We start from the raw sequence: 25059 nt of genomic DNA, 5'->3' as shown, positions 1-25059 counted from the left end.
CTTATTCAAATAAAAAAATAAAATGAGTTTACAAACATTAATCATGGACGAGATTAAAACCGCCATGAGAGCAAAAGATACAGTAGCATTAGAAGCTTTAAGAGCAATTAAATCAGAAATGTTATTAGCTGCAACAGCTTCAGGTTCTAAAGAAGAATTAACTGAAGACGATGAAATAAAATTGCTTCAGAGATTGGTTAAAACCCGTAAAGAAAGCGCAAGAATTTTTACAGAACAAAGCCGTCCTGATTTAGCAGAACCAGAATTGGCTCAAATCGCTGTAATCGAAAAATTCTTACCAGCTCAATTAAGCGAAGAAGAAGTAGAAGCAGTAATTGCTAAAATCATTGCTGAAACAGGAGCTTCAGGAATAGCTTCAATGGGTAAAGTTATGGGATTAGCATCTGCTCAATTAGGCGGAACTGCTGAAGGAAAAACTATTTCTACTATTGTTAAGAAGTTATTAGTTTAAATAATTTAGAGTTCAGATTTTAAATTTCAATCAGCAATTTAAAATCTAAACTCTAAAATCATAAATCAACCGACCGCGTAGTTCAACTGGATAGAATATCAGATTTCGGCTCTGAGGGTTGGGGGTTCGAACCCCTCCGCGGTCACTTAATAAAAAGTCTATTTCATTACGAAATAGACTTTTTTTATGTCTTTTTAAGAGTATTTGTAATCTTTATTTTATAATATTAGTGGTTTGCAAATTCCATGAAATTGACCTGATTAGATTAGAACCACACTTTCAAACATATATAATTACCTGCATATTAAACGGATTACTTTATTTTTACCATAATTCCTTCACTTTCTGTTTTTTGCAACTCGTTTGCATATGTTTTTCTGTATCTCAAAGTTTTTTCTTTTGAAGTTATCTCAAAAACTGTCGCTCCAAAGTTTTTATAAGCCGTATAAGTACCTATGTTAATAGAATCTCCAGAACCATTTGCTTCTTTAATTACTCCATTGGCTCTTTTTAAAACTAATTCATTACACACCAATAATTTTTTTTCTGAACTTAAATCTAAAATTTTGAACTTCCCTTTTGAAAACGTTCCACCGGGCCATTTGTGAGTATATTGTTTAGCAGACAAATTGAAAGTATAATTTGTACTGTCAGATAAATTAGCTTGATATTCTCCTGTTAGTTTTGAGTTTGTTCTACAACTTATAAGAAGAAAACTAATAAGTATAAAAATTATGCTTTTCATATTGTGTTTGTTTTGATATTCTGTGAAGGCCTTCTGCTAATTATTTATACGTTAAATAGATTCAATTTCATTGCTTCAGAAATTTAAGCCAATTTTAGTTTATAGCTAAGATATTACTATTTTTAAAAGATAAGATTAATTGACTTCATTTAAAGTCTTCAAGTCTCCTAATAAAAGGTTCGAATTTTTATAACCCTTCGACTTTACCAACAATTACATCATAAAGTATAGTAAGGAAAAAATTAAAAAAAACAGATGTAATTTCATTACTTGTCACAAGACAAGTGCTGCAGGTTTTATTCGCTCTTTCTTTGCATAGTATTAAACAAATAATATTATGGAAACAGAAAAAAACAACACACAGAACGAATTAAATTCTTCATCATCAAACAGTAAAAACACAATTGTAATTGTTCACGGAGCATGGTCATCTGCTAATGACTGGCATCATGTTGCAGGTCATCTTGCTTCTGCAGAAAGTGATCTGATTATTGTAAATCTTCCTGGTCATGGTAGTGATCAAACACCTGTATCGAATATTAGCTTACAACTTTATGTATACGAGGTTTTAAAAGCAATTGGCAATGCAACAGATGTTACTCTTGTAGGTCACAGCTTTGGCGGAATAGTCGTAAGTGAAGTAGCCGAGCTGATTGCTCCACAAATCAAAAAACTAATTTACATCGCTGCCTTCGTTCCTAAAAATGGAGATAGTTTACTGTCACTTGCACAAATGGATTCAGAGAGTCTTGTAGGTAAAAATCTTATTGTAGATGAACTAGCAGGAGTTGCCGCTATAAATAAAGAGTCAATTACAGATGTTTTTTTAGCCGATGCGCCAAAACCAGTAGCAGAATATGTTACCAATAATCTTCGACCTGAACCTTTAGCTCCATTATCAACTCCGGTCAGATTAACTGATGTTAATTTTGGTCAAATTATTAAGGTATATATCCACAGTCAAAATGATCATACCATTGGTTATTCACTTCAACAAAAAATGGTTCAAGATGCGGGGATTTTAAGAACGTATTCGCTTCCTTCAAGCCATACGCCATTTGTAGTATTTCCTCAAATATTATCCGCTATTATAGCTTTAGAATCTAACTAAAAAAACATTTCACAACATAAATAACACTTTAAAATTATAACTATGAAAAATTCAATTTTATTAATAGCAATGCTATTATTGACGACTATTACAGCTTCATCACAAACGAATAAAGCTAAAAATGAAAATACAATTGTAATAATCCACGGCGCATGGTCATCGTCAAATGATTGGCAACATGTTTCGGAAGATTTAACTGCAGGTGGAAACTCGGTTATTTCTGTTAACCTTCCCGGACACGGAAGTGATAACACAGCAATTTCAACAATTAGCTTAAAACTTTATGTTGAAGAGGTTAAAAAAGCCATTGGAAACAAACAAAATGTAGTGCTTGTTGCACATAGTTTTGGCGGAATTGTAGCAAGTCAGGTTGCAGAAGACATTGCACCACAGATAAAAAAGATAATTTACATTGCTGCTTACGTACCAAAAAACAGTGAAAGCTTATTGTCTATTGCGCAAACTGATGCAGAAAGTCATGTTGGAAAAAATCTTATTGTAGATGAGAAAGCAGGAATTGCGAGCATCAAAAAAGAAGGTATTGCGGATGTTTTCCTTGCCGATGCTCCTAAACAAGTAGTAGATTATGTAAGTAATAATTTAAAACCTGAACCATTAGCACCTTTAGCAACTCCGGTAATGCTGACTGAGGGCAAATTTGGGAAAATCAGTAAAGTATTTGTTTACACTTTAAATGACCACACAATAGGATATTCGCTTCAGCAAAAAATGACAAAAGATGCGGCTATTGAAAGATTATATTCTCTTCCGTCAAGTCATACACCATTTATCATGTTCCCACACGTTTTGGCCCAAATCATTGCTGTAGAAACAAAATAACTGTAGTTTGAATTAAAAATATTTCAGGTAAGGATCATTGTAGTCAATAAAAATCTTGAAACGAAACACAGTGGTTCTTACCTCAAATTATAAATAACATCTATTAACGTATTTGAATTGTATAATTTATCGAAGTAGATTTAAATGCACAGAAAAAAAATAAACAATGGGTTTATGCAATTGCAAAGTGAACATGAATTTTATTATTCAATAAATATAATAATCCTGCTCATAGTGGTGCTTCTGATGCTGATACAAAGGCAAAAAAGAATAACAGCCCAGAAAAAAAATCTAGAACTGGAAAAGCAGATTCATGAAATGAAGAGTGAACAGGAATTGCTTCAAAAAGAAATTGAATTGAAAAATAAGAAACTTTCTGCGAGAGCATTATATCATTCCGGCAGAAATCAACTTATCAATAATTTGCTTTTGACTATCGAAAATATACCGGAACTTTCGAAAGTGCCCGCTTTAAATACACAGATTAAACATTTAAAAAATTATTTGAGAAGCGATAACGAATGGGAAACATTTGTTTTTCATTTTGAAGAGATAAATCCAGGTTTTTTGGGCAGACTTCGAAAACTACATCCTGAATTAACATCAAATGATATGCGTTATATTGCCTATATCTATATGAATTTAACGACTAAAGAGATTTCAAACCTGTTGAATATAACAATATATGCAAGTAAAAAAAGAAAAGAGAGAATCATTTCTAAGATAAAACTTCCTAATGATATAACTCTATATTCATATCTCTCAAATATTTAGAAAAAATGTCTCTCTTTTGTCCCTTAAAGGTGTCCTTTTTTTTAAGTAATTTAATATTGTGTTTTACTTAATTATTAGGTAATTGATTAATTTTGACTTGCAATGGTCTTGTAAAGAAGCTGTTGAGTGTAATTATTAACAAAAAAATAAATGGACAAGCAAGGACTAAAAAATTACATCATAAAAAATTTACCATTTCCAGATCGCACCTTAGATGATGTGGTAGAGTTCTTTGAAGAAATTACGATTGAAAAAAATGAATTTTTTCTTAGAGAAGGAAAGATAAATGAACATTATTTCTTTTTACAGAGCGGTTTTATGAGAGCGTTTACACATGATATTGATGGGAATGAAATAACTACAAATTTCTATCAAAAAGACAGTGTGGTATTTGAAGTCTCATCATTTTATTTAAAAACCAAATCAACTGAGAATATACAGGCAGTTACAGATTGCAGAGGTTATGCCATTAGCTATGAACAATTAAATTCACTGCTGCATACTATTCCGGAATTTAGGGCTTATGGAGTAAAAATGTTGGCTAAAGAATACATGATGTATAAAAAACGTGCGCTCGAATTAATTAATCTGAGTGGTGAAGCCAGGTATGAAAACCTTATTACGACCAATAAAGAAGTATTTCAATTTGCACAGCTCAAACAAATAGCTTCTTATCTAAATGTTACCGATACATCATTAAGTAGAATTAGACGCGAATTTTCAAAAAAATAGATCGAATTTTGTTATTCATTTAAATCAATTATTTCATGCCAAATATTGTGAGATTCTTTCTAATCACTTTTTTTTATTTCTTTTCATTGTCCGTTTTTAGTCAGGAAAATGCTGTGGATGAAACGAGTAAAAAACAGCTTTTCTTCACTACAAAACACACCATAGATATTAATGGAAAACCTTTAGATTTCACCGCAATAGCAGATGAAATATTTCTTAAAAATAATGATAATAAAGTTATAGCCAGCGTATTTAGTTTTTCCTATATAAAAAAAAGTAAAAAAAATGAAGTCAGGCCAGTCATTTTTATATTTAATGGCGGTCCCGGATCATCTTCTATTTGGTTGCATCTGAGTAGTATTGCACCATGGAAAGTAAAATTGACTCCGGAAATTAATTCCTCTAATTTACCTCCATTTGAATTAGAATCGAATACAGATTGTTTGCTGGATGTAGCAGATTTGGTTTTTGTTGATCCCGTAGGAACCGGTTACAGTCATATTATTTTTCCTGGTACGCCACAAGATTTTTATGGAGTAGATCAGGACGCTGAATCAATGGCGCAGTTTATAGAAAAGTGGTTAAATAAAAATAATAGATGGAATTCTCCAAAGTTTCTTATTGGAGAAAGCTATGGAAGTCAACGAGTATCCGTTCTTCCCAGAGCACTTATGGGTGGTGTAACCTATTCTGGTGTAATGAGAGGCATTACATTAAACGGTATTATTATGTTGGGAACTACGCTGGAATCACCCTTAAAAAAGTTAACAGTAGAGGCTAAATTAGAAAGAGCAGCATCATTACTTCCCACTTTAGCAAAAACAGCCTGGTATTATAATAAAATAAACAAAACGCCATATTCTTACGAAGAATTTCAAAAAGAAGTTGTAGCATTTGCAGAAAGAGACTATTTGAATGCACTTTTACTGGACAACCAACAAAAACTTTCGGTACAGGAAAGAAGCATTATAATTGATAAACTTTGCACATATACAGGACTCTCTAAAGATTTTTTTTCGTCAACGCTTGAAATAACTCCAAAAATTTTCTCAGACAGCCTTTTATTAGAAGAAAATCTACAGATTGGATTATATGATACAAGATACAATCTTCCGCTTGAACATTCCGGTAATGATCCGGTTGCAGATGATCCGTCAATGGCGAGGTATGTTCCCGGATTTACGGCTGCATTTAGAGAACTATTAGCTTCAAAATTAAAAATTGAGATTCAGGATCCTTATAAAACTATCGATTGGAAAAATATTTCGTTTCAATGGCAATGGTCGCGAAAAGAAACTAAAGAAGGTCCTGATTTTACAGACGATTTAAATGTTGTTTTACGCAGAACTCCAAATCTAAAAGTATTTATAGCGGGAGGAAGTTATGATTTGGCCACTCCGATAGGATATGCTAAAAAAAGTACCGAAAAAGCAAATTTTGCTGCAGACAGAGTCATTTTTAAAGAATATGAATCCGGGCATATGTTATACTTAGGTAATACCGGAAAATTATTTAGTGATGATTTAAGATCGTTTATTTTAAGTTGTTCAAAATGAAATTGATATAAGTATTTTTTAAGAATTTTTTTAATTTTCATGCTTGCAATATCCGAGATAAAACATTGGTCTGGGATATTTTACTTTGTCAACTGATTTTCCAATGGGATTTAAATAACCATTTGCTATTAAAATTGTATCTCCAAGGTTGTTCAACATTTTTATCATCATATTTAAGCAATAGAAGATTTCCTTTTTTCTGCCACTTTCCCGTCCACCATTCGTTATATCCAAAAACACCAGTCCAATTTAGCTCAAATGTTTTGTCTTCACGAAATAAAATGTAAGCTTGATTTTGAGTTCCTTCATAACAAGCTCTAAGCTCAACTTTACTTTCAAGATTTTCAGAGTCAAGTCTATAAGGAGAAAAAAAAGTATATAAAATTGTTAATGAACAAATTATTGTTGGAAAACATTTTTTTAAATTTAAATTATGTCTGTTTTTAATAACTTTAATAATTCCTTTAATGCCAAAAACAATGATTGTTAAAAATGTTATTGGTATTAGTGATGTAAAAAAAATGTAAAGAACTCCGGATAAATTCTTATCAATGTGATGGTAAAATATTATCAGTAAAAGATAAACACAACAAATTATTGTTGTCAAAATTATTGTGTTTTTTATCTTTTTAGTTTCTTCCATAAAATTAGTGCGAATGTTTTTTATTAAATAGTTTTAAATTTTCTTGTTTTTATAAGATAAATTATTTTAGCAGAAGTGTTTAATTTCATTTTCCCCTTTCAAATACCAACGAAGAAAATGTCCTAACTCCAATTCTAATGCACTCTTCATCGACTTCAAAATTAGGAGCGTGATTCATTGCGATCATTCCTTTTTCGAAATTAGAACCTCCGAGTAAGAAATAAACACCAGGAATTTTTTGTTGAAAATAAATGAAATCATCATTAAAATAAGGAACTTGTCCGTAGTCATTTGTGACAAACCCTTTTCCGTAAATAGTATCAAGTGTATTTATAGACCTGCGGGTTAAATTTGGATCGTTTAAAACGGTTGGATTTTCTTTTATGAAACGAATAGAAAGTATTTGAGAAGCATAATTATTGTCCTTTAATAGCTGCTCAACCGTAGGAATAATGTTTTTTAATCGAGTTGCATCTGTTTCATAAATTTCTGCATTGACATGAAATCCATCGCTTTTAGAATAAGCCCTAAAATTTTCTTCAGTAATTAAATAATCCTTAAATATTGTGTTTACATTCGTCAATCCAATTTTAGGATCTATAATAGATTGAATTTCCCATGGCTTGCTTCCATCGGTTGATCTAACTAAGGAATTACGAATTTTTGATGTGAGTTCTTTTACCTCTTCACCCGATAGTGTATTTTTAAATTGTATTCCTATTTCTTTTTGGTAGGCAAACAATTCATTCGGCTTTACCATTATTTGTCCAACCGGTAATGCTGTTACATGAAGAGCATAAATCTCATCAAGCTTAAATTTGACAAAGATTTTATTTTCAATAATTCTTTTTGCCCCAATGAACGTTTCTTCTTCCGGCTGAAAAATAAAATAAACCGTACCATGCAATGACTTTTTGTTTTTTGCCAAAACTTCCGCTATTCCTAGTCCAATTGCCATGTGTACATCATGTCCACAACCATGTTGAACACCTTTTACCTTAGATTTAAAATCAGATTTATCAGGAAAGTCATTTGGTAAAGCATCCATATCTGCACGCCAGCCGATTTTTTTACCCTTTTTAGCACCTTTTAAAATACCAACCACGCCATAGCCGTAAATATCGGTTTCAACTTGAAGACCTAAATCCAACAAGTATTTTTTTATAACTTCCTGAGTTCCCTTTTCTTTGCCCGCAAGTTCAGGATTTTCATGAAGTTCCCTTCTAATTTGAACAAGCCTGTCGAAAATTTTATCAGTCTCAATACTAATAGATTCTGAAGTAACGATTTCACTCTTTTTTTCCTGTCCGTAAACAATGTATTGTGCGCAAAATATGTTCACAAGAAGTAATGCCAATAGGATTTTTTTATTCATTTTATGTTTTGTTAAATGTCAGCTAACTTAGCTTTACATGCCATAAAATAACATCAATCCTTCTATTTCAGAAAGATTTAAGTCATTACTATGTTTTTGAAATAGCTAATATAAACTAATTTTAGAATGGATTGTTTTTATTCTGGTTTGACTAATTTTATTAAATCAGTATTTCGTTGATTGAGATTGAAACTATAATTTTTTGAAACTATATTTTTTCAGTTAAATAATTTTAGAATAAATTCCTGTTCTTTGCAACTTCAAAATTTATTTAAAAAATAAGCAAGATAGTCTTAGCTATCCACTTTGGAGTACAATATTATTTTAGACATTGAGTTTAGAATAGTGATCGATATTTACGTTATGGACAACAGAAAGTTTATATTAAGTTTAAAAAAAGGTAATGAAGCTTCTTTCAGAGAAGCTTATCTAAATTACTATGACAAACTAATAAACATTGCCAAACGATTCAATTTTACAGTCCTTACTCCGCAGGATTTCGTTCAGGAAACTTTTTTAAGACTCTATAATAAAAGAGAATTGCTTAATGAAGAAGTGTTATTTGATAAACAATTGTTTACCATCTGCAAGAATATCATTATCAATCATGTCAACAGAGAAAATAAAATAATTCAGCTTGATCCTTCACAGTTTGAAATGGAGCAGGAGCAGCCGGAAACAGGAATTTTTGAAGAAAGAAAAGAAAAACTATACAATTTCATAAATCAGCTTCCTGAGCAACAGCAAAAAATATTTACTTTACATAAACTGGAAAACCTTAGCTATAAGGAGATTGCGGCAATTACAGACCTTTCTGAAAAAACGATTGCCAATCATATTTACCTCGCCAGTAAATTTATTAGAAAAAAAATCGAAGACCATTAGGAACTTTTATGTTCTCGTTTGTTATAGATATAAACAGGAACATAAAAATGCATATTGAGTCTTATAAAACCGATGTTACAACCACAGAAGATGCAAGCTTTATTGTAGTGCTTCTGCAGTTTATCATTTCTGATTGTATTATGAATTTTGATTTAGAAAATAATGATCATATTCTAAGAATCGAAACCAACAGAGATATAAAAGAAATGGTTTATAATGTTTTTAATAAACAGGGATTTTATTGTCAAAAACTTTAACACTGAGAGATATGGACGAAAAGAAATTAGAAGAAGAATTAAAAAAAATATGGGACGAAACACCCATTTCTCATTCTGATAATGAAAAAGAGCTTTCCTGGGAAAATTTCCAATCAAAAACATTTCCTTCAAAAAAGCAGAAGTTTAAGCCATGGCGTTATTATGCGGCAGCGGCCGTTTTAATTTTTGTTCTTATTGGGACTGGAATTTATTTTAATACTAGTAATCCTTTAATTAATAATGTTCAGGTTGCCGAAAATACAATTGAAAATACAACTTCTGTAATAAAAACGATTGCATTGCCGGATAACTCAATAGTAGAATTGAGTCCAAGTTCTAAAATTGTTTATGCCAATAATTTTGCGAACAACAGAAAAGTCGAAGTTTCGGGTGAAGCTTATTTTAAAGTTAAAAAAGACAAAAAACATCCTTTTCAGGTATTTTGTAATGAAACAACAACAACAGTTTTAGGAACTTCTTTTACCGTAAAAGGATATACTAAAAAAGAAGTGGCTGTTGAACTTTATGAAGGAAGCGTTCAGATGAGCGTAAAAAACCAGACTGAAAAATGGATACTGAAACCCGGCGAAAAATTTACTTATGGAAACAAAACCGCTTTGGTAACAGAATTTAACAGATTTATGGATTTTGATAATGAAAAACTAAGCGTTGTCAGCACTTATATCGAGTCGAATTATGGTTATAAAGTCACTATTCCGGCAGAATATTCGAACCAGAGGATTACAGTTCGAATAAATAAAAAAGAAGATTTAAATACGATTGTCCAATTAATATCAGAAATGTATAACCTAAACTTTGAAATAAATGAAAAAGTAAAACAGATTACTTTTCAATAGAAAAGAAAAGGATGTCCTAGCCGCGAAACTAAACATCCTTCCTAATATTCTTCAGGATAGTATAGAACTATTCCCATTTAATAATATTCAAAAATACGAAATTTCATGAAGCATATAATTTCAGCATGCTTTTTTTTATTCAGTTTGTGCATGTTCTCTCAAAATGTCACAATAACTGTAGATAAAAATGTTACTCTTAAAGAGCTTTTCAAACAGATTGAAAATCAAACAGATTATAAATTTGCTTTTACCGATCAAATTGATAAAAATCAGAAGTATTTTACCCAAAAGAACACCTACAATGGTATAGAAATAAAAGAACTTATAAGTGAACTGAACCAAAATAAGTTGATTCAATTTTCTATTGTGGGCAATAATATTTTTGTAAAACAGAAATCCACAAAAACAACCAAAAAAAAAAGCAAGTTAACAGGACAGGTTCTTGATGACAAAAAAGAATCGGTTATTGGTGCCAATGTTTTTATTAAAGAAATAGAAACAGGCGCCACAACCGATAGAAACGGAATGTTTTCTATAGAACTGGACAAAGGAACTTATACGGTTTTGATTAGTTATGTAGGTTTTAAAAATAAAGAAAAACAAATTACCGTTTCTGATGATGTCAGGGTTGATTTTAATATGGAAGCCGACAGCCAGCAATTAGATCAGGTAATCGTTACGAACAACAAAGCAGTAGATGTAAGAAATACTCAAATGAGTGTTAATAAGCTTACTATGGAAGAAATAAAGAGAATTCCGGCCGCAATGGGCGAGCCGGATCCTTTAAAATCTATATTAACATTGCCCGGAGTAACAAATGCAGGAGAACTTTCTTCTGGTTTTAATGTCCGCGGAGGAGCTGCAGATCAGAATTTGATTCTTTTAGACGGAGCTCCTGTTTATGGAGACTCTCATATGTTCGGTTTTTTTTCGATCTTTAATGCAGATATTATCAGCGGACTGGATTTATACAAAGGTGGTATTCCTTCTAAATTTGGAGGAAGAGTTTCTTCAGTTCTTGATGTAAGTCAGCAAACCGGTGATTTTGAAAACTATAAAGTAAACGGTGGTATTGGTTTAATATCGAGTCGTTTATTGGTACAAGGGCCAATCAAAAAAGAAAAAGGTTCATTTATTATTGCTGCAAGAACTTCGTATGCACATTTATTTTTAAAGCTGGCAAATAATGCTAATTCAGCCATGTTTTATGATATTAATACCAAATTAAATTATCGTTTTGGTGCAAATAATACGCTGGCTTTTTCCGGATATTTAGGAAATGATGTTTTCGATATCAATGATCGTTTTTCAAGCACATACGGAAACACAATGGGAATTTTAAGCTGGAAACATAAATTTTCAGATAATTTAAACACCAATTTATCTGTTTTCTACAGTGATTATAAATTTAATCTGGGCATTTCAACAGAAAGTTTTGAGTGGAACAATACTATAAGAACCTACGGATTTAAGTATGCGTGGAATCATGCTGTAACAGAAAAGCTTAAACTTAATTACGGAATCGACGGTCAATACTATGACTTTAATCCGGGAACCGTACAGCCAACCAGTTCAGACTCACAATTTAATTACAAGCAGCTTGATAAAAAATATTCTTTTGAATCTTCTGTTTATCTTGATTTCGAACATCAGATAACAGAGAAGTTAAATCTTCGATATGGGCTTCGTTACAGTATGTTTTACCGTTTAGGAGGTGAGGAAATTAGCACCTACGAAAATGGACAGGCAGTAGTTTATAATCCGCTATATAATATTTATGAAGAAGGAACTCCAACAGGAAGTATCTCGTATAAAAGCGGAGAAACAATAAGTAAATTTAATAATCTGGAACCACGTGCAGCATTATCATTTGCTTTTAACGACAATACTTCGGTAAAAGCAAGTTACAATAGAATGGCACAGTATATTCATATTTTGTCTAATACCCAGTCGCCATTGCCAATGAGTATCTGGACTCCAAGCGGACCTTTTACAAAACCTCAGATTCTGGATCAATATGCTGTAGGTTATTTTAAGAATTTTAAAGACGGCGATTATTCTTTTGAAGGAGAAATGTTTTATAAGAATATCCAAAACCGAATCGATTATATAGACGGAGCAGATATTTTGGCAAATAATAATATAGAGCAGGTCATCCTGAACGGTAAAGCCAGATCGTATGGTTTAGAATTATTATTGAGAAAAAATACAGGCGATTTTACAGGCTGGGTTTCGTATACTTTATCAAGAGCAGAACAAAAAACACCCGGAAGAACGCCGGAAGAACCTGGAGTTGCAAACGGAGACTGGTATTTGTCAGGATATGATAAACTGCATAATCTGAATGTTGTGGGCAGTTACCAATACAATCCAAAATGGTCTTTTAATGCTAATTTCTCCTTACAATCAGGCCAGCCCGTAACGTATGCAAATTCATATTACGAGTTTGGAGGCATCAATATTCCTAACTTTTCATTGAGAAACGAAAACAGATTGCCAGTTTTTCATCACTTAGATCTGGCAGCAACCTATACGCCTAAACCAGATAAAAAGAAAGGATGGCAAAGCTATTGGGTATTCAGTATTTACAATATCTACAACAGAAAAAATGCTGCTTCTATGACGTTTGCAACAAATGCTGATACGGGAGCAAATGAAACCAGAAGGCTTTCTATTTTTGGAATAGTTCCTGGTGTTTCTTATAATTTTAAATTTTAATGATCATGCAAAAGTTAGAAAAATATAATTTTAAAAATAAGGTTTTAGCTTTATTTAGTCTTCTTTTTCTAGTGTTCTTTTCATCTTGCGAAGATGTGGTAACGCTTGATTTAGAAACTGGTGAAACAAAAATAGTCGTAGACGCTGAAATTATTTGGCTAAAAGGAACAACAGGTAATGAACAGACTATAAAAATCAGTAAAACGGCTCCGTATTATAATAACACGACACCAAAAGTTTCAGGAGCTCAGGTAAAAGTACAAAACAGCAACGGAGATGTTTTTACTTTTAATGAAACTGAACCGGGATCGTATGTATGTACTAATTTTGTTCCTGTTCTCAATATGAATTATACACTTTTTGTAACTGCTGAAGGACAAAGTTTTACAGCAGTTGAAAAACTGACTTCGGTAACACCAATTGACAGGGTAGAACAAAAAGTTGTTCCGGATTTTGGAGGAGAAGATGTAATCGAACTTACTTTTTATTATAAAGATCCAGTTGATGAGACTAATTTTTATTTGACAGATTATAAAAGTGATTTCCTGATTTTTCCGGAATACGAACTTACAAAAGATGAATTATATAATGGAAATGAAATAAACACGCGATTTTCTGATGAAGATAAAATACAACCGGGAACCGTTGTAGATATTACAAATCGCGGTATTTCTAAAAATTTCTATAACTATATGAATCTAATTTTAGATATATACGGAGGAAGTCCTTTCTCGATTCCACCCGGTAATATTAGAGGTAATATTGTCAATACAAGCGATGCTAATAATTTTGCTTTTGGTTATTTCAGGCTTTGCGAAGCAGATAAAGTTTCCTATGTAGTAAAATAAGAATTTAATTGAAGGTTGATTTGTAAAAACATCTGGCATTAAAGTAATTTTAATGTCAGATGTTATGTTTTTAATTACGATTGGCGCTATTGGCTTGTCTGATCGCTTTTTGATCCGTAAGGTTAAAACGATAAACAAAACTAAGTCGATAACGTGCGGCGTTTGGGATACTGTTTTCAGTAAATAAATAATCCGTACCAGTCGTAGTGCTTTTGTTTTGACGCAGGTTAAAAGCATTACTCACATCAAATACAATAGTAGCCTTATCTTTTAATAAAATCTTGCTCAAACCAAAATCGAGCGATTGCAATGCAGCATTTCTGGTTTGTGCATTTTGTTGCGCACCACGAAAATTATAGCGACCCTGAAAACTAAATTTAGCAGGAAATTTAATTTGTGTGCTTAAACGTCCCGTAAAAGTTTCTCCGCTATAGTCAAGATTTTTTTCCATATAATTTCCTTTTTGCGAGAAACTATAAAAATTCATTTCAGCATTTATCTGTAACCACTTCAACGGATTGTATAATGTAGAAAGCTCGATACCACTGCGCGTTTCATAATCGATATTAATAGGCGTTGTAAAAAAGATATCATTCTCGCGATACGTAAAATCCTGAATATAACCTTTTTCCCTTTGGTAATAAACAGATGGATTCAGGGTTAATTTTTTCCAGGTTTTAAGAAAACCAAGCTCAAAAACATCAGAATAAGAAGGATTAAGCTCAGGATTTCCAATATATTGTGCGTTTAAATCAGTCAGTTCATTAAACGGATATAAGGCATACAACGACGGACGATTAATACGCTTGCTATAATTCAGTTGTAAAGTTGAAGCATCAAACTTATAACTCATATTAACCGTAGGAAACAACTTGTCGTACTTTTTATCGTCGCTATAAGTATTTTTAATATCTGTAATAGAAATGCGTGTCAATTCTGTACGCAGACCAAGCATATAATTAAACTTCTTAAACTTACTGCTAAACTGCGTATAAGCGCTGCTAATAGTCTCCTTGTAATTTAAATGATTATCAATATCCTGATACACTGACCAACTATCTCCTTGTTGTTCTTCAGCTAAAAAATCACTCGATACTTTACGAATTTCCGTTTTAACACCAAGTTCTAATACCGAAATACTATCAATAGGCTGTATAAAATCACTCTGAACAAGTAAATCCTTGCTTTGGCCAATTGAGTTTGTTCTAATGCCGGGATAAATAATCGGAGTTGGAGATAAACGCTGAGTAGAAAGATTCCAGTTCTTATCGCTATTCCACCAATCATACTGCATATCAACAGTCCATTTTTTTGCAGGCTGTTTAAAGGTGTGCGTATAATTAAATTCTAATTGATTATAATCTCGTTTTTCCAAAGATTTTCCATCCCTTGTCAAAGTGCTGTCCTGAGCAGAAGTATTCGCATTCTTGTAATCATATAGTAAATGCGTTTTATCATTATCATGCGTGGCATTCTTTAAAAAAGCAGCCGTAATCGTTTGATGCTCATTAATAAAATAATCAGCACCAAAATAAATTAGTTTACCATCATCGTGACGATCCTCATTCTGCACACGATTCATTAAAGTTGGCGTGCCATCATTAATACTCGACTGATTTGTAGTATACAAACCCACATAATCAGAAGAGCGAATACTAAAATTAGAAAAGATGTTAATTTTATCCGATTTAAAATTGATGCTTGGATTAAGTCGGCTGTCGTTTGGCGAACCGGCAACTAATCGTACCTGACCGCTAAAACCACTTTTTTTGTTTTTCTTCAATATAATATTGATAATTCCTGCAGAACCAGAAGCGTCGTACCTCGATGAAGGATTCGTAATTACTTCTATTCGTTCAATTTGGTCGGCAGCGATCTGATCAAGTGCATTGCTTTGCGTAAGACCTGACTGGCGACCGTTAATTAACACCAATACACTGCTGTTCCCTCGAAGACTTATTGTTCCCGTTGGACTAACCGCTACAGAAGGCACTCCGTTTAAAACATCATGAGCAGAACCATTTTGAGAAAGGACATCTTTGCCCACTTCAAAAACCTTTTTATCCAGCCTTAAACTAACATTCGGTTTTTCACTGCTAATTTCTACCGCATTCAATTCTACCGCATCAGTTTTTAAACCAATAATTCCCAGTTCTGTTTTTGTTTTACCGGAAATTATTTCAAAAGGTCGATTATAAGCCTGATAACCTATAAAACTGAAAGCGATCGTCATTTTACCAATTGGTAAATTTTCCAGACGAAAAATACCGTGTTCATCAGTAATACCAATGGCTAATGTTTTGAGAGCGTTATCTTTTACCGTAACGGTTACATACGGCAAAGTTTCTTTGGTTGTATTATCCTGTACTTCGCCGGATACAACCGTTTGTTGAGCGGTGGCTGAGTAAAAAAACAGGATAAGAATGTTGGTTATTAGTGTTTTCATACTGCAAGATTAGCAGATAAAATAAAATGGTATCTTTTAAAACATGTCAACGGCTCGATGAGCTTTTGAAATGCATTTCTCCATTCGATATTTATATTATCTTTATCTCATGTATCGTTTTGTACTTTTTATCGCCTTTCTGCTCGTATTTACATCATGCAAAAATGATGTAGATTACCTAGAATCAGATCCAAGTTACTATGATAGTAATGGAGTCCCTCAAAATTATCTGGGAACAACAAATCATTCGATTTTTCAGGCTCGGATTGATTTAAAGTTGCTCAAACGTGATAATAAGGCTCAACCATTGGGCATGCAAATTAATGGTTTTGGAGCTTTTGATGTTTATTGGGATGGCATTTTAGTAGGCAGCAATGGGCAAATGGCTAAATCAGGTCAGGCAGAAGTGGCAGGAACCGAAACAACTTATTATCAGGTACCAGAAAAATTAGCTACTATAGGTAAACATGTTGTCACCGTAATCGGAACACAAACCTCACTAAGAGAAGAGCATCGGGGAATTGATGTAAAGCTCGAAAGCTACCTTCAACTTATTCGCATCCCACTCATTATCATGTCTTTTATGAATCTCATGGCGGGAGCATTTTTAATTGCCGCTATCTATTATTTTTTTCTCTATATCAACAGTAGTCGCCAGGAAATAACAGTATTGCTTTTTGGGATAATCTGTTTACTTTTCTTCAGTTTGCTAATTATAGAATACGTCAAGTTTTACATCAAGATTCCGTATACTAAATTTTATGTTCGACTGGAAATCGTTGGTTGGCTCACTTTTGCAATTTCACTATTGATTCCCTTATATTTTATGCTGCAGTTTGGTTTTGAGAAAAAACGACTGTTTTTGCTGCTTTTATTTAGTAAACTTATTGCGATTTATATTCTTAATTACCATCATTATGATATTACAGCCATGCGTTTTAGTTATGCTATGTGGCTTGCTTCTGTTGTGATTGCAAGCAATGCAGTATTTAGAAAAATTAAAGGCGGACTAATTGTAATGACTGGCTTATTTTTTAGTGCAGTAGTGAATTACTATTTGGTTTATGATTTTGGATTGTTTATGACATTTACCATTATTGTACTTTCTATGCTCTATTTGCATACAATTCGGGCTAAAGCTATTGAAGAAGCTCATAACGCATCTTTGTTATTATCGTCAAGATTGCAGCTTGAATTGGTTAAGAAAAATATCCAACCGCATTTTCTTCGTAATACGCTAACTTCATTGATTGATTGGATTGAAGAATCACCGCAGCAAGGAGTTGTATTTATTCGCGCACTGGCAGACGAATTTGATATTATGAACGCCATTGCCGAAGATACCCTTATTCCTGTCAGGCAAGAAATAGAATTATGCCAAAAACACCTGCAGGTAATGTCTTTTCGTAAAGAGGTTTGTTATGATTGGAAAGAAAATAATATTGATGAAAATGAAACCATTCCGCCCGCTATTATTCATACTATTATAGAAAACGGAATTACACACAGCTTGCCACCTAAGCAAGGCTGTATCGAATTTACTTTAAGTTTTATTAAAGAAGAAAATGATAAACAATATACGCTGCTAACTTCTGCAAAAAACAGAAAAACAAAGAAAGACAAAAGTAACGGAACAGGTTTTAAATACATCAAAGCCAGATTAAATGAAAGTTACGGCAATAATTGGCATTTTGAATCCTGTGCGGTAGAAGAAGGCTGGCTAACAACAATTAAAATTTTTAATAAAAAATGAAGATTCTGATTATTGAAGACGAAGCCCGAATAGCCAAACGTATCGAAAGAATGACGCGCGATTTTTTCGATAAAGATGTGCAAATTTTGCTTTGTGATTCACTTGAAAATGGATTGAATGCTATCGGGCAACAATCGATCGATTTGCTTTTGCTGGACTTAAATCTGAATGGCGAAGACGGATTTGATATCCTGAAAACTTTTGTTGCCAAGTCATTTCAAACCATTATTATTTCGGCTTATACTGATAAAGCAATTACAGCATTTAATTACGGAGTGCTCGATTTTGTACCCAAACCATTTGATGAAATCAGGCTCGCGCAGGCTTTTACGCGTTTCACAACGCCAACAAAAGAATCAGGTCGTGATATTCAGTATTTGGCGGTAAAAAAAGGAAAAGCCATTAAACTCGTAAGCATTAAAGACATTCAATACATCAAAGGCGCGGGAATTTATACTGAATTGCATCTGTCAGATGGACGTATTGAACTGCATGATAAAACGTTAGAATCGTTAGAAAAATTGCTTCCTCTGACATTCGAAAGAATACATAAATCTTTTATTCTTTGTTGGAACGAAGCAGACAAACTTGTTGTAGAACCTGGTGGAAAATACAGCATGTTACTTAAAAATGGTGAAATGTTGCCTGTAGGCCGTTCTAAATACAAAGAAATCAGACATAAACTGATCTGAAATCTGAGATTAATTACTGTCTTTTAAATTCTTATTTTCTCAAATTTTCTTCTTTCATAAATACTGTCAACTTCAATAAAAAGTATAGAATTAATAAAGATGAAAATGATCATGTACCAAAAACTATAAAATTGGCTTAACCAACTTGATGCTCCAAAAGAATGAACAATTAAAACAAAGAGAGCAAAAATTTTCAGTTTTTTACCTGATAAATAATGGCCAATAATTCCAATTAATACAAGCCATAACGCACTAATTATAAATAATCCGGAAGTATGATGTGCCATCACAAATGCTCCAATAGGATTTCCTTCATTTGCTTTGCTTAAATCACCTTTCCAATATTGATCAGATTGATTTATAATTGTAATAATTTCGTCAAACAAACAAGCCCAATATGCCGGAATTAATAAGATCAATTTTGAGTTCAGGATTTTTTCTTTCATTAAGGAGCTGTTTGTTTTAAGGTTTGATTTTTCTGTTGGGCTAATATAATATTTTTTATCAGTTTTTTACGGCAAAATCAACCAACAAGTAATAAAATTATAACTCGATTGTACTATCAATTTTTGGTAGATAAAGATTCAGATTTGCATTTTTAAAACCCTCATCAGCTTTTTGATGGTCCATAATAATGAAACCAAAAGTGTCATAATGAACCCCTAATATTTTAGTAACCCCAACTAATTTAGAAGCTTCAATTGCCTCTTCAATTCCCATCGTAAGTCCGTCGCCAATTGGGAAAACAGCAAAATCAAGTTTCGTAAATTTTGGAATCAATTGCATGTCTAAAGTCAAGGCCGTATCTCCGCTGTAGTAAAAATTTCCGTCAACAGTTGTTAATACAAAACCACAAGCAATTCCGCCATAAGATCCATCCATAAAACTACTCGGATGTTGTGCAATAACACATTTTACAGATCCGAAATCAAAATCATATTTTCCACCTGGATTAATAGGATGTGCATTTTCGATTCCGTTTTTTAAAAGCCAGTTATAGATTTCGAAATTCCCAAGAACCTTCGCTCCGGTATTCTTTGCAATGCGTTCTACATCAAAAATATGATCATAATGTGCATGCGAAATAAAAATATAATCAGCTTTAATAGCATCAATATCAACATCTTTTGCTAATTCATTTGGCGTAATAAAAGGATCAAAGAGTAAGTGTTTTCCATTAGCATAAACCGAAAAACAAGAATGTCCATAATAAGTTACTTTCATAATTAATAAAATTTAAATTAATAATCATTTATAATTGAAGTAGTTAAGTGATGTTTCATTCAGTTTTTTCTAAAATCACCTTATTCTTCAAATATTTTTTCAGTATCAACAGGATTGTTTTCCTGATATAATTTTCGCCCAATTTCTCCCTTATCGCCCAAAGCACGACCTTTAATTAACCACGCAATTCCGAAAGCAAAAAGTGCCAATGCCTCAAAAACCAAAGTCGAATACGGAAACAATTTAAAAGTTTCAGAAATGGGAACCATAACAACAAAAACCAATATCGAATAACCGCAAACTCTATAAATATTGTTTTCGTTTAAAATGCTTTTCGGGTCTCTTGTTTCATTTTTTTGACCAATGGTAAAAACGTTAATGGAGAGTAATGCCATAATTAAAAATAATAAAGCGGCAAAAGTGTAATGAAGCCATCCGAACCATTTTTCAGGATACGGAAAGAGCGTATATATTTTAATAGCAAAATCATCCGGATTCATCGGGACGAACGCTACACCAATTGCCATAATTCCGGCAATATTGGTTAATACACCATCATTTTTAAATAAAGAAGCATTGCTGTTGCCTTTATAGCAAATCAAAAATAATCCTACCGCACATAAAGTTCCGGTAAAAATTTCCCGAAGATTAGTATAATAATAATCGCTTATTGAGGGCTGAAGCTGCGTTTTGAAAATAGCAATAAAAGAAAACCCAACTAAAAGAAAAGGCAGACTTATTCCTAAATAGCCAATCGAGCGCCTGATTCTTCTATAAGTAAAGATATCATCACGTTCAATTTGGATTTCTTTATTATCTATTTTCATAACTATTGATTTCAATAAATAAACCCTAAGATTTGTCATTTCGATGGAGGAGAAATGACAAATCTTAGAGAAAAGAGTTATATTCCCTTCTTCCCGGAAAACAAATTCTCTACAACCCACGCCGGACCAATCATTAAAAACTGAAGATCTTTTAAGAACGAAGGCTTTTTGCCTTCAATATTATGTCCGTAGAATTGTCCAATCCAGGCAATAACAAAAACACCAATAGAAAAAGCCCATAACGGAACAATTTGACCAATGTAATAATTAACAACAAGACAAATTGCAGATAAAACAGCAATCTTAATTGCCATAACAACCGATAATCGAATGTAGAAAACAAGCACAAAAAGCAAAACCACAACTGCCCAATTTTCTATAATTGGCGTATTGAGTTGTAATGTATTGGCAATAATACCACTCGGGATACTCATTAATAAACCTACAATAGAAAAGTAAATTGCCGGAACACATATATAATGTATCGCCTTGTTTGTTGGGTTTTGATGACTAACAGCGTATTCATCAAACCATTGTTCTAATGTTCTCATTTTTTTTGGTTTAGTTGGGTTAGATAGAATAACAAAGCTATGTAAATTTTTCTGAGTTTGTTTAACTCAGAAAAATTTACAAAACTCATAACCTTAAAAAATATTGATATTATCGGTTACCAATATTAATTTTTGAAAACGGCTTCTGTCAAAATCTATTCTGTTTGCCTTAACCGCAATTGGAAAATAAATACCAACATTCGAAACCATTTTTAATTTGCTTTGGCTGCTCATTGTAAATTCCAGTTTACCTTCAGCAACAGCATTCAGGCTCGTAATTAAACTTGCGTCTAATGTAAAATCAGTTTCGATATTCACGACAAGATTTTTGGCAAAAACAGTTCCTGTGATAAGCAGGATATTATTGTTGTTTGCATTTCTTAAAAGCGATGGATTAGGATGCAGGAAATCAGCATCGAATAAATATTCTTCCAAATTTCCAATAGCATATTCTTTTGTAATCGAATTTTCATAACTAATAGTTACTGTTTTCCCCGATTTTATTTTCGCAGAAATCTCAAAAGTACCAAGCCCGAGTGTTTTTAGAATTTCTTCTAAAAGTGTAATCCCGATATTAAAACCATAATCGTCTTTTTGAGTAGCATCAACGCTTAATGCCGGATTTTCAATTTCATTTAAAACAACATCACTTTTAAAAGCGTGTTCGATACTCGCATAATAAAGCTGTGCTTCATCAAAGGTTTTTTTGACCCATAATTGCAATGGTTTATGGCTTCTTGCCGGACCTTCGATTAAATCGTAACCTTGTCCGCTTAAATACTTAGTAAGTTTCATTCTTTTGATTTTTAAAGTTTTATAAATAGATTGGGGTATTTTATAGATCTATTAAATGTTTTTTTTAATGGATTATACTTACAAATCTATCAAATAATATCGAGTTTATAGTATAGTTTGAAATAGCATTGTGTTAAATCATAAGTAAATTCCATCCGAAAAAAAGAATAATGGTTGAAATAGAAATTTATCTCAAATTGTGAATATCTATTTCTCTGAATTAACAATTTTATTTTCTTTAAAATCTATCTTTGGCATCCTTAAAAAAATATAGAGATGAGCGCAGTTTGGTACGAATGCAAAGTAAAATATAGAAAAACAGATGATATAGGAGCACAAAAGGTTACAACAGAACCTTATTTGGTAGATGCTATATCGTATACAGAAGCTGAAAGCAGGATTAATGAAGAAATGGCAGCTTATGTTAGTGAAGAATTTAAAATTACAAACATAAAAGTGGCGAACTACGCTGAGATTCATCCGTTTGAAAATGCAGATCGCTGGTTTAAATCGAAAGTTTCATTAATCGCTTTTGATGAAGAAAGTGGTAAAGAACGCAAAACAAACATGTATTTGTTAGTTCAGGCCAATGACGTAAAAGAAGCGTATGATAACACGGTTTCGGTTATGAAAGGCACTATGGGAGATTATACTATTCCGGCTATTTCAGAATCACCAATTATGGATGTTTTCCCGTATTTCAGCGGAGAAGAAGGAGAGCTGGAGCAACTGGAAAGATTCAACGCACTAAAAGGTTCTAAACCTGAATTGGTGGCTGTTGGAGATATGGGCGAAAACATAGAAGATCTTGTAGAAGCAGATAACGAATAATGTATCTCAACACAAAATAAAAAAAGAGGACTTTTTAGTCCTCTTTTTTTATGCGCAAAGTTTGTGTCATCCCGAGGAACGAGAAATCACATGCAGGATTCGACACAGATTGGCAATTCAATCCGTTGAAAAATAATATTGCTATCCCTTATTATAATCAAAAACGCCATCCCACAATTCATCAATTTGAACAAGTGCTTTGTCTAACGGAATAACTTCCCATTTTCCATTAGTTTCTGTACCAAGACCAATGTTTTTTAACTTTAATAAAGCATCTTTTACATCAAAATCGAGTTCAGTATTAAACTTTGTTTTAAACCAGGTTTCGATTTGATCATCAAGTTCTTCTGCCGTTAACGGATTATTGTTTTTATATAAAAAAGTATAAGCCAAAATAGTTTCCTTTAGTACTTCTTCTTCAGAAGAATTTAAGAGCGAATAAAAAGCACCGCTGTTGTTTCCGAGATTCTTGAAATACAAACTATCCGAAAGCATTTTAGAATATCTGATTTTCTTGTTTACAAAATTATTGTACTGACGAAAGCAATAAGCAGATAAAATTCCCAAAGCAATTAAACCTTGATTCAAGGAAGTTTTGCTGTTTAATAAATCGATCGTTTCGCCCGTTTCGTAGGCATCATACATGTTTATAAGAGCCGGAATTACTTTAGCACTCAACAGTGAAATTCCACCAAAAAGCCCCGGAACCCAAAGTAATAATTTATCTTTTAGGGACATTCTCGGAATAGCATTTGGAAATATCGTTTCGACATCGTTTTTAGGAACACGTTTAAAAATCTTCAAAGCAATAGTTCCCGGATCAATTGGCATTTTGCCTAATTTGACTCTTTTCTCGCTCAGATAATCGGCTTCGTTATAATTCAGATAAATCATAACGCGATCATAATATTCGATCTCTATTTCTTTTGTCCAGAAAATATATTTTTTGACTTTTTCTTTTGCTTTATGACTGCCGCGCACATACAGCTCATAATCTCTAAAAGCATTAAAATCTATAGAAAGATTTAAACCTATTAAATCAGAGTCTTTAAACGATTTATCTAAAGTTTCCTGATCTACACGACGATAATTACCGTGTTCTAAAACCGTAAGAAGCGTTTCTTTAAAAACAGAAAAATCACTTTTGCCAACAAATATCTCACGCTCTTTTAAGCTTAAATCAGGATCAAAAAGCGCATAATTTTGTTTTAAATTCCGATTGAGGTTAAAAGCTTCATAATGATAATAATGTTCGATAATATCGAATAATTTTTTAAAATCATCAACTTTTTTCTGGTCTTCGGCGAAAGCTGCTATTTGTTGCTCGAGTAAGAATTCCTTATTAAAGGGAATATAATGTTCTCGTGTCATATCGATTTTGGGCTTTAATTTTGTGGTATTACAGGCAAATAAATGCAAATAAGTTGCAAAGGCTCAAAGATACATTTTTTTTAGAGGTTCAAAAGTTTAAGCATTCAAAGGTTTAGAATTACAAAAAGAATACTGATATGGATATTACACAACGATTCTATAAAAATTTACAAATAATTTACGGCTTATTGTTGTAAATTTGAGAAAGGACTATTTTTAGTAAGATGCTCTTTTTAAACATATAAACTAAAATAATTTTAAGCAAATTATACTTGATATGGAAAATATTGAAACTACAAACACTCAAAATTTCTTTAGAATATTGTTGGGAATTTTTATGATTACAGCAGCAATTGGTCATTTTACTTTTCAGAGAGCCGATTTTCAGGCACAAGTTCCTAATTGGATTCCATTAGATAAAGATCTTGTTGTTATACTTTCAGGAATTGTAGAGATAACATTAGGACTTAGTATGTTATTTTTAACACGTCATAAAATTCAAGTGGGAATCGCGCTGGCTGTATTTTATGTATTGATTTTTCCCGGAAATATCGCCCAATATTTAAACGGAACTTCAGCTTTTGGACTCGACACAGATTTATCTCGTTTGATTCGATTATTTTTTCAACCCGTTTTAATTTTTCTGGCTCTGTGGTCTACCGGCGCAATTACTTTTTTTAAATTCAAAAGTTCTGAGTCACAAAGGCTCTAAGTTTTTCTCTTTTGCAGCGTTGAAATATGGGATTTAAAATTTGA

Annotated in this window: 25 protein-coding genes and 1 tRNA gene; 16 read left to right on the top strand and 10 right to left on the bottom strand. The window is 32.5% G+C overall.

Annotated features, from left to right (window positions below):
- Window positions 1-22: 22 nt before the first annotated feature.
- Together GKZ86_RS01085 and GKZ86_RS01080 are read left to right on the top strand one after the other, a co-directional pair.
- Entirely contained in the window at window positions 23-472 is a 450-nt protein-coding gene (locus tag GKZ86_RS01085; protein ID WP_154781291.1) for a GatB/YqeY domain-containing protein, read from the top strand.
- A gap of 71 nt (window positions 473-543) precedes the next feature.
- Window positions 544-617: transfer RNA gene (locus GKZ86_RS01080), tRNA-Arg, on the top strand.
- Between the two features lie 168 nt (window positions 618-785).
- Here the strand turns inward: GKZ86_RS01080 and GKZ86_RS01075 are convergent.
- Window positions 786-1217 (bottom strand): hypothetical protein, encoded by a 432-nt coding sequence (locus GKZ86_RS01075; RefSeq protein ID WP_154781290.1) that lies wholly within the window; start codon window positions 1215-1217, stop codon window positions 786-788.
- A gap of 337 nt (window positions 1218-1554) precedes the next feature.
- Between GKZ86_RS01075 and GKZ86_RS01070 the strand changes: the two genes are divergently transcribed.
- The 5 genes from GKZ86_RS01070 to GKZ86_RS01050 all read left to right on the top strand — a co-directional run bounded on the left by GKZ86_RS01070 (window position 1555) and on the right by GKZ86_RS01050 (window position 6230).
- Window positions 1555-2328 carry an alpha/beta fold hydrolase gene (locus tag GKZ86_RS01070; protein WP_154781289.1) on the top strand — a complete coding sequence of 258 codons (774 nt, stop codon included), beginning with the start codon at window positions 1555-1557 and terminating at the stop codon, window positions 2326-2328.
- 42 nt (window positions 2329-2370) lie between these two features.
- Window positions 2371-3168, top strand: a complete 798-nt coding sequence (locus GKZ86_RS01065) for an alpha/beta fold hydrolase (RefSeq protein ID WP_154781288.1) — start codon at window positions 2371-2373, stop codon at window positions 3166-3168.
- 318 nt (window positions 3169-3486) lie between these two features.
- Complete coding sequence (locus GKZ86_RS01060) at window positions 3487-3942, top strand: hypothetical protein (RefSeq protein WP_154781287.1); 456 nt, start codon at window positions 3487-3489, stop codon at window positions 3940-3942.
- A 150-nt stretch (window positions 3943-4092) separates the two neighbouring features.
- Window positions 4093-4674, top strand: a complete 582-nt coding sequence (locus tag GKZ86_RS01055; RefSeq protein WP_154781286.1) for a Crp/Fnr family transcriptional regulator — start codon at window positions 4093-4095, stop codon at window positions 4672-4674.
- 35 nt (window positions 4675-4709) lie between these two features.
- A complete protein-coding gene (locus GKZ86_RS01050; protein WP_154781285.1) occupies window positions 4710-6230 on the top strand; it encodes a S10 family peptidase in 1521 nt (506 codons plus the stop codon).
- Between the two features lie 88 nt (window positions 6231-6318).
- Here GKZ86_RS01050 and GKZ86_RS01045 read toward each other — a convergent pair whose 3' ends face one another.
- On the bottom strand, window positions 6319-6873 hold the full coding sequence (locus GKZ86_RS01045) for a hypothetical protein (protein ID WP_154781284.1): 555 nt from the start codon (window positions 6871-6873) through the stop codon (window positions 6319-6321).
- Between the two features lie 85 nt (window positions 6874-6958).
- Window positions 6959-8248, bottom strand: coding sequence for a M20 family metallopeptidase (locus tag GKZ86_RS01040; RefSeq protein ID WP_154781283.1), 1290 nt, complete (start codon window positions 8246-8248; stop codon window positions 6959-6961).
- A 363-nt stretch (window positions 8249-8611) separates the two neighbouring features.
- Between GKZ86_RS01040 and GKZ86_RS01035 the strand changes: the two genes are divergently transcribed.
- From GKZ86_RS01035 to GKZ86_RS01015, 5 genes are all read left to right on the top strand, one after another.
- A complete protein-coding gene (locus GKZ86_RS01035) occupies window positions 8612-9133 on the top strand; it encodes an RNA polymerase sigma factor (protein ID WP_154781282.1) in 522 nt (173 codons plus the stop codon).
- Window positions 9134-9180: 47 nt separating this feature from the next.
- Complete coding sequence (locus tag GKZ86_RS01030; RefSeq protein WP_154781281.1) at window positions 9181-9390, top strand: hypothetical protein; 210 nt, start codon at window positions 9181-9183, stop codon at window positions 9388-9390.
- An 11-nt stretch (window positions 9391-9401) separates the two neighbouring features.
- Window positions 9402-10247, top strand: coding sequence for a FecR family protein (locus GKZ86_RS01025; protein ID WP_154781280.1), 846 nt, complete (start codon window positions 9402-9404; stop codon window positions 10245-10247).
- A gap of 105 nt (window positions 10248-10352) precedes the next feature.
- Window positions 10353-12965 (top strand): TonB-dependent receptor, encoded by a 2613-nt coding sequence (locus tag GKZ86_RS01020; RefSeq protein WP_154781279.1) that lies wholly within the window; start codon window positions 10353-10355, stop codon window positions 12963-12965.
- 5 nt (window positions 12966-12970) lie between these two features.
- Window positions 12971-13813 carry a DUF4249 domain-containing protein gene (locus GKZ86_RS01015; protein ID WP_154781278.1) on the top strand — a complete coding sequence of 281 codons (843 nt, stop codon included), beginning with the start codon at window positions 12971-12973 and terminating at the stop codon, window positions 13811-13813.
- A gap of 70 nt (window positions 13814-13883) precedes the next feature.
- Here GKZ86_RS01015 and GKZ86_RS01010 read toward each other — a convergent pair whose 3' ends face one another.
- Window positions 13884-16259: an outer membrane beta-barrel family protein gene (locus GKZ86_RS01010; protein ID WP_154781277.1), complete on the bottom strand. Its 2376-nt coding sequence runs from the start codon at window positions 16257-16259 to the stop codon at window positions 13884-13886.
- 109 nt (window positions 16260-16368) lie between these two features.
- On the opposite strand from GKZ86_RS01010, the gene GKZ86_RS01005 reads away from it, so the two are divergent.
- Both GKZ86_RS01005 and GKZ86_RS01000 read left to right on the top strand, forming a co-directional pair.
- The gene (locus GKZ86_RS01005) at window positions 16369-18012 is read left to right on the top strand and encodes a histidine kinase (protein WP_228526613.1); all 1644 of its coding nucleotides are present in this window, start codon (window positions 16369-16371) and stop codon (window positions 18010-18012) included.
- Complete coding sequence (locus tag GKZ86_RS01000) at window positions 18009-18704, top strand: LytTR family DNA-binding domain-containing protein (protein WP_154781275.1); 696 nt, start codon at window positions 18009-18011, stop codon at window positions 18702-18704. The genes GKZ86_RS01005 and GKZ86_RS01000 overlap by 4 nt, the downstream gene beginning before the upstream one ends.
- Before the next feature lie 23 nt (window positions 18705-18727).
- On the opposite strand, the gene GKZ86_RS00995 is transcribed toward GKZ86_RS01000, so the two are convergent.
- The 5 genes from GKZ86_RS00995 to GKZ86_RS00975 all read right to left on the bottom strand — a co-directional run bounded on the left by GKZ86_RS00995 (window position 18728) and on the right by GKZ86_RS00975 (window position 22101).
- Entirely contained in the window at window positions 18728-19150 is a 423-nt protein-coding gene (locus tag GKZ86_RS00995; protein WP_154781274.1) for a hypothetical protein, read from the bottom strand.
- Between the two features lie 97 nt (window positions 19151-19247).
- Window positions 19248-19928, bottom strand: coding sequence for a metal-dependent hydrolase (locus GKZ86_RS00990; protein WP_154781273.1), 681 nt, complete (start codon window positions 19926-19928; stop codon window positions 19248-19250).
- A gap of 80 nt (window positions 19929-20008) precedes the next feature.
- Complete coding sequence (locus tag GKZ86_RS00985; protein WP_154781272.1) at window positions 20009-20755, bottom strand: hypothetical protein; 747 nt, start codon at window positions 20753-20755, stop codon at window positions 20009-20011.
- Between the two features lie 77 nt (window positions 20756-20832).
- Entirely contained in the window at window positions 20833-21306 is a 474-nt protein-coding gene (locus tag GKZ86_RS00980) for a DUF962 domain-containing protein (RefSeq protein WP_154781271.1), read from the bottom strand.
- Between the two features lie 93 nt (window positions 21307-21399).
- On the bottom strand, window positions 21400-22101 hold the full coding sequence (locus GKZ86_RS00975) for a hypothetical protein (RefSeq protein ID WP_154781270.1): 702 nt from the start codon (window positions 22099-22101) through the stop codon (window positions 21400-21402).
- 276 nt (window positions 22102-22377) lie between these two features.
- Here GKZ86_RS00975 and GKZ86_RS00970 point away from each other — a divergent pair, with 276 nt between their 5' ends.
- Window positions 22378-22932: a DUF4494 domain-containing protein gene (locus GKZ86_RS00970; protein WP_154781269.1), complete on the top strand. Its 555-nt coding sequence runs from the start codon at window positions 22378-22380 to the stop codon at window positions 22930-22932.
- A gap of 141 nt (window positions 22933-23073) precedes the next feature.
- Here the strand turns inward: GKZ86_RS00970 and GKZ86_RS00965 are convergent, their stop codons facing one another.
- A complete protein-coding gene (locus GKZ86_RS00965; protein ID WP_154781268.1) occupies window positions 23074-24303 on the bottom strand; it encodes a TMEM143 family protein in 1230 nt (409 codons plus the stop codon).
- 277 nt (window positions 24304-24580) lie between these two features.
- Between GKZ86_RS00965 and GKZ86_RS00960 the strand changes: the two genes are divergently transcribed.
- Complete coding sequence (locus GKZ86_RS00960) at window positions 24581-25015, top strand: hypothetical protein (RefSeq protein ID WP_154781267.1); 435 nt, start codon at window positions 24581-24583, stop codon at window positions 25013-25015.
- Window positions 25016-25059: the final 44 nt, after the last annotated feature.

This window comes from Flavobacterium sp. LC2016-13, from assembly GCF_009707955.1.
Classification (GTDB): Bacteria; Bacteroidota; Bacteroidia; order Flavobacteriales; family Flavobacteriaceae; genus Flavobacterium.
Note: the sequence above shows the minus strand (reverse complement) of the source record. Positions and strands in the feature narration are given on the sequence as shown.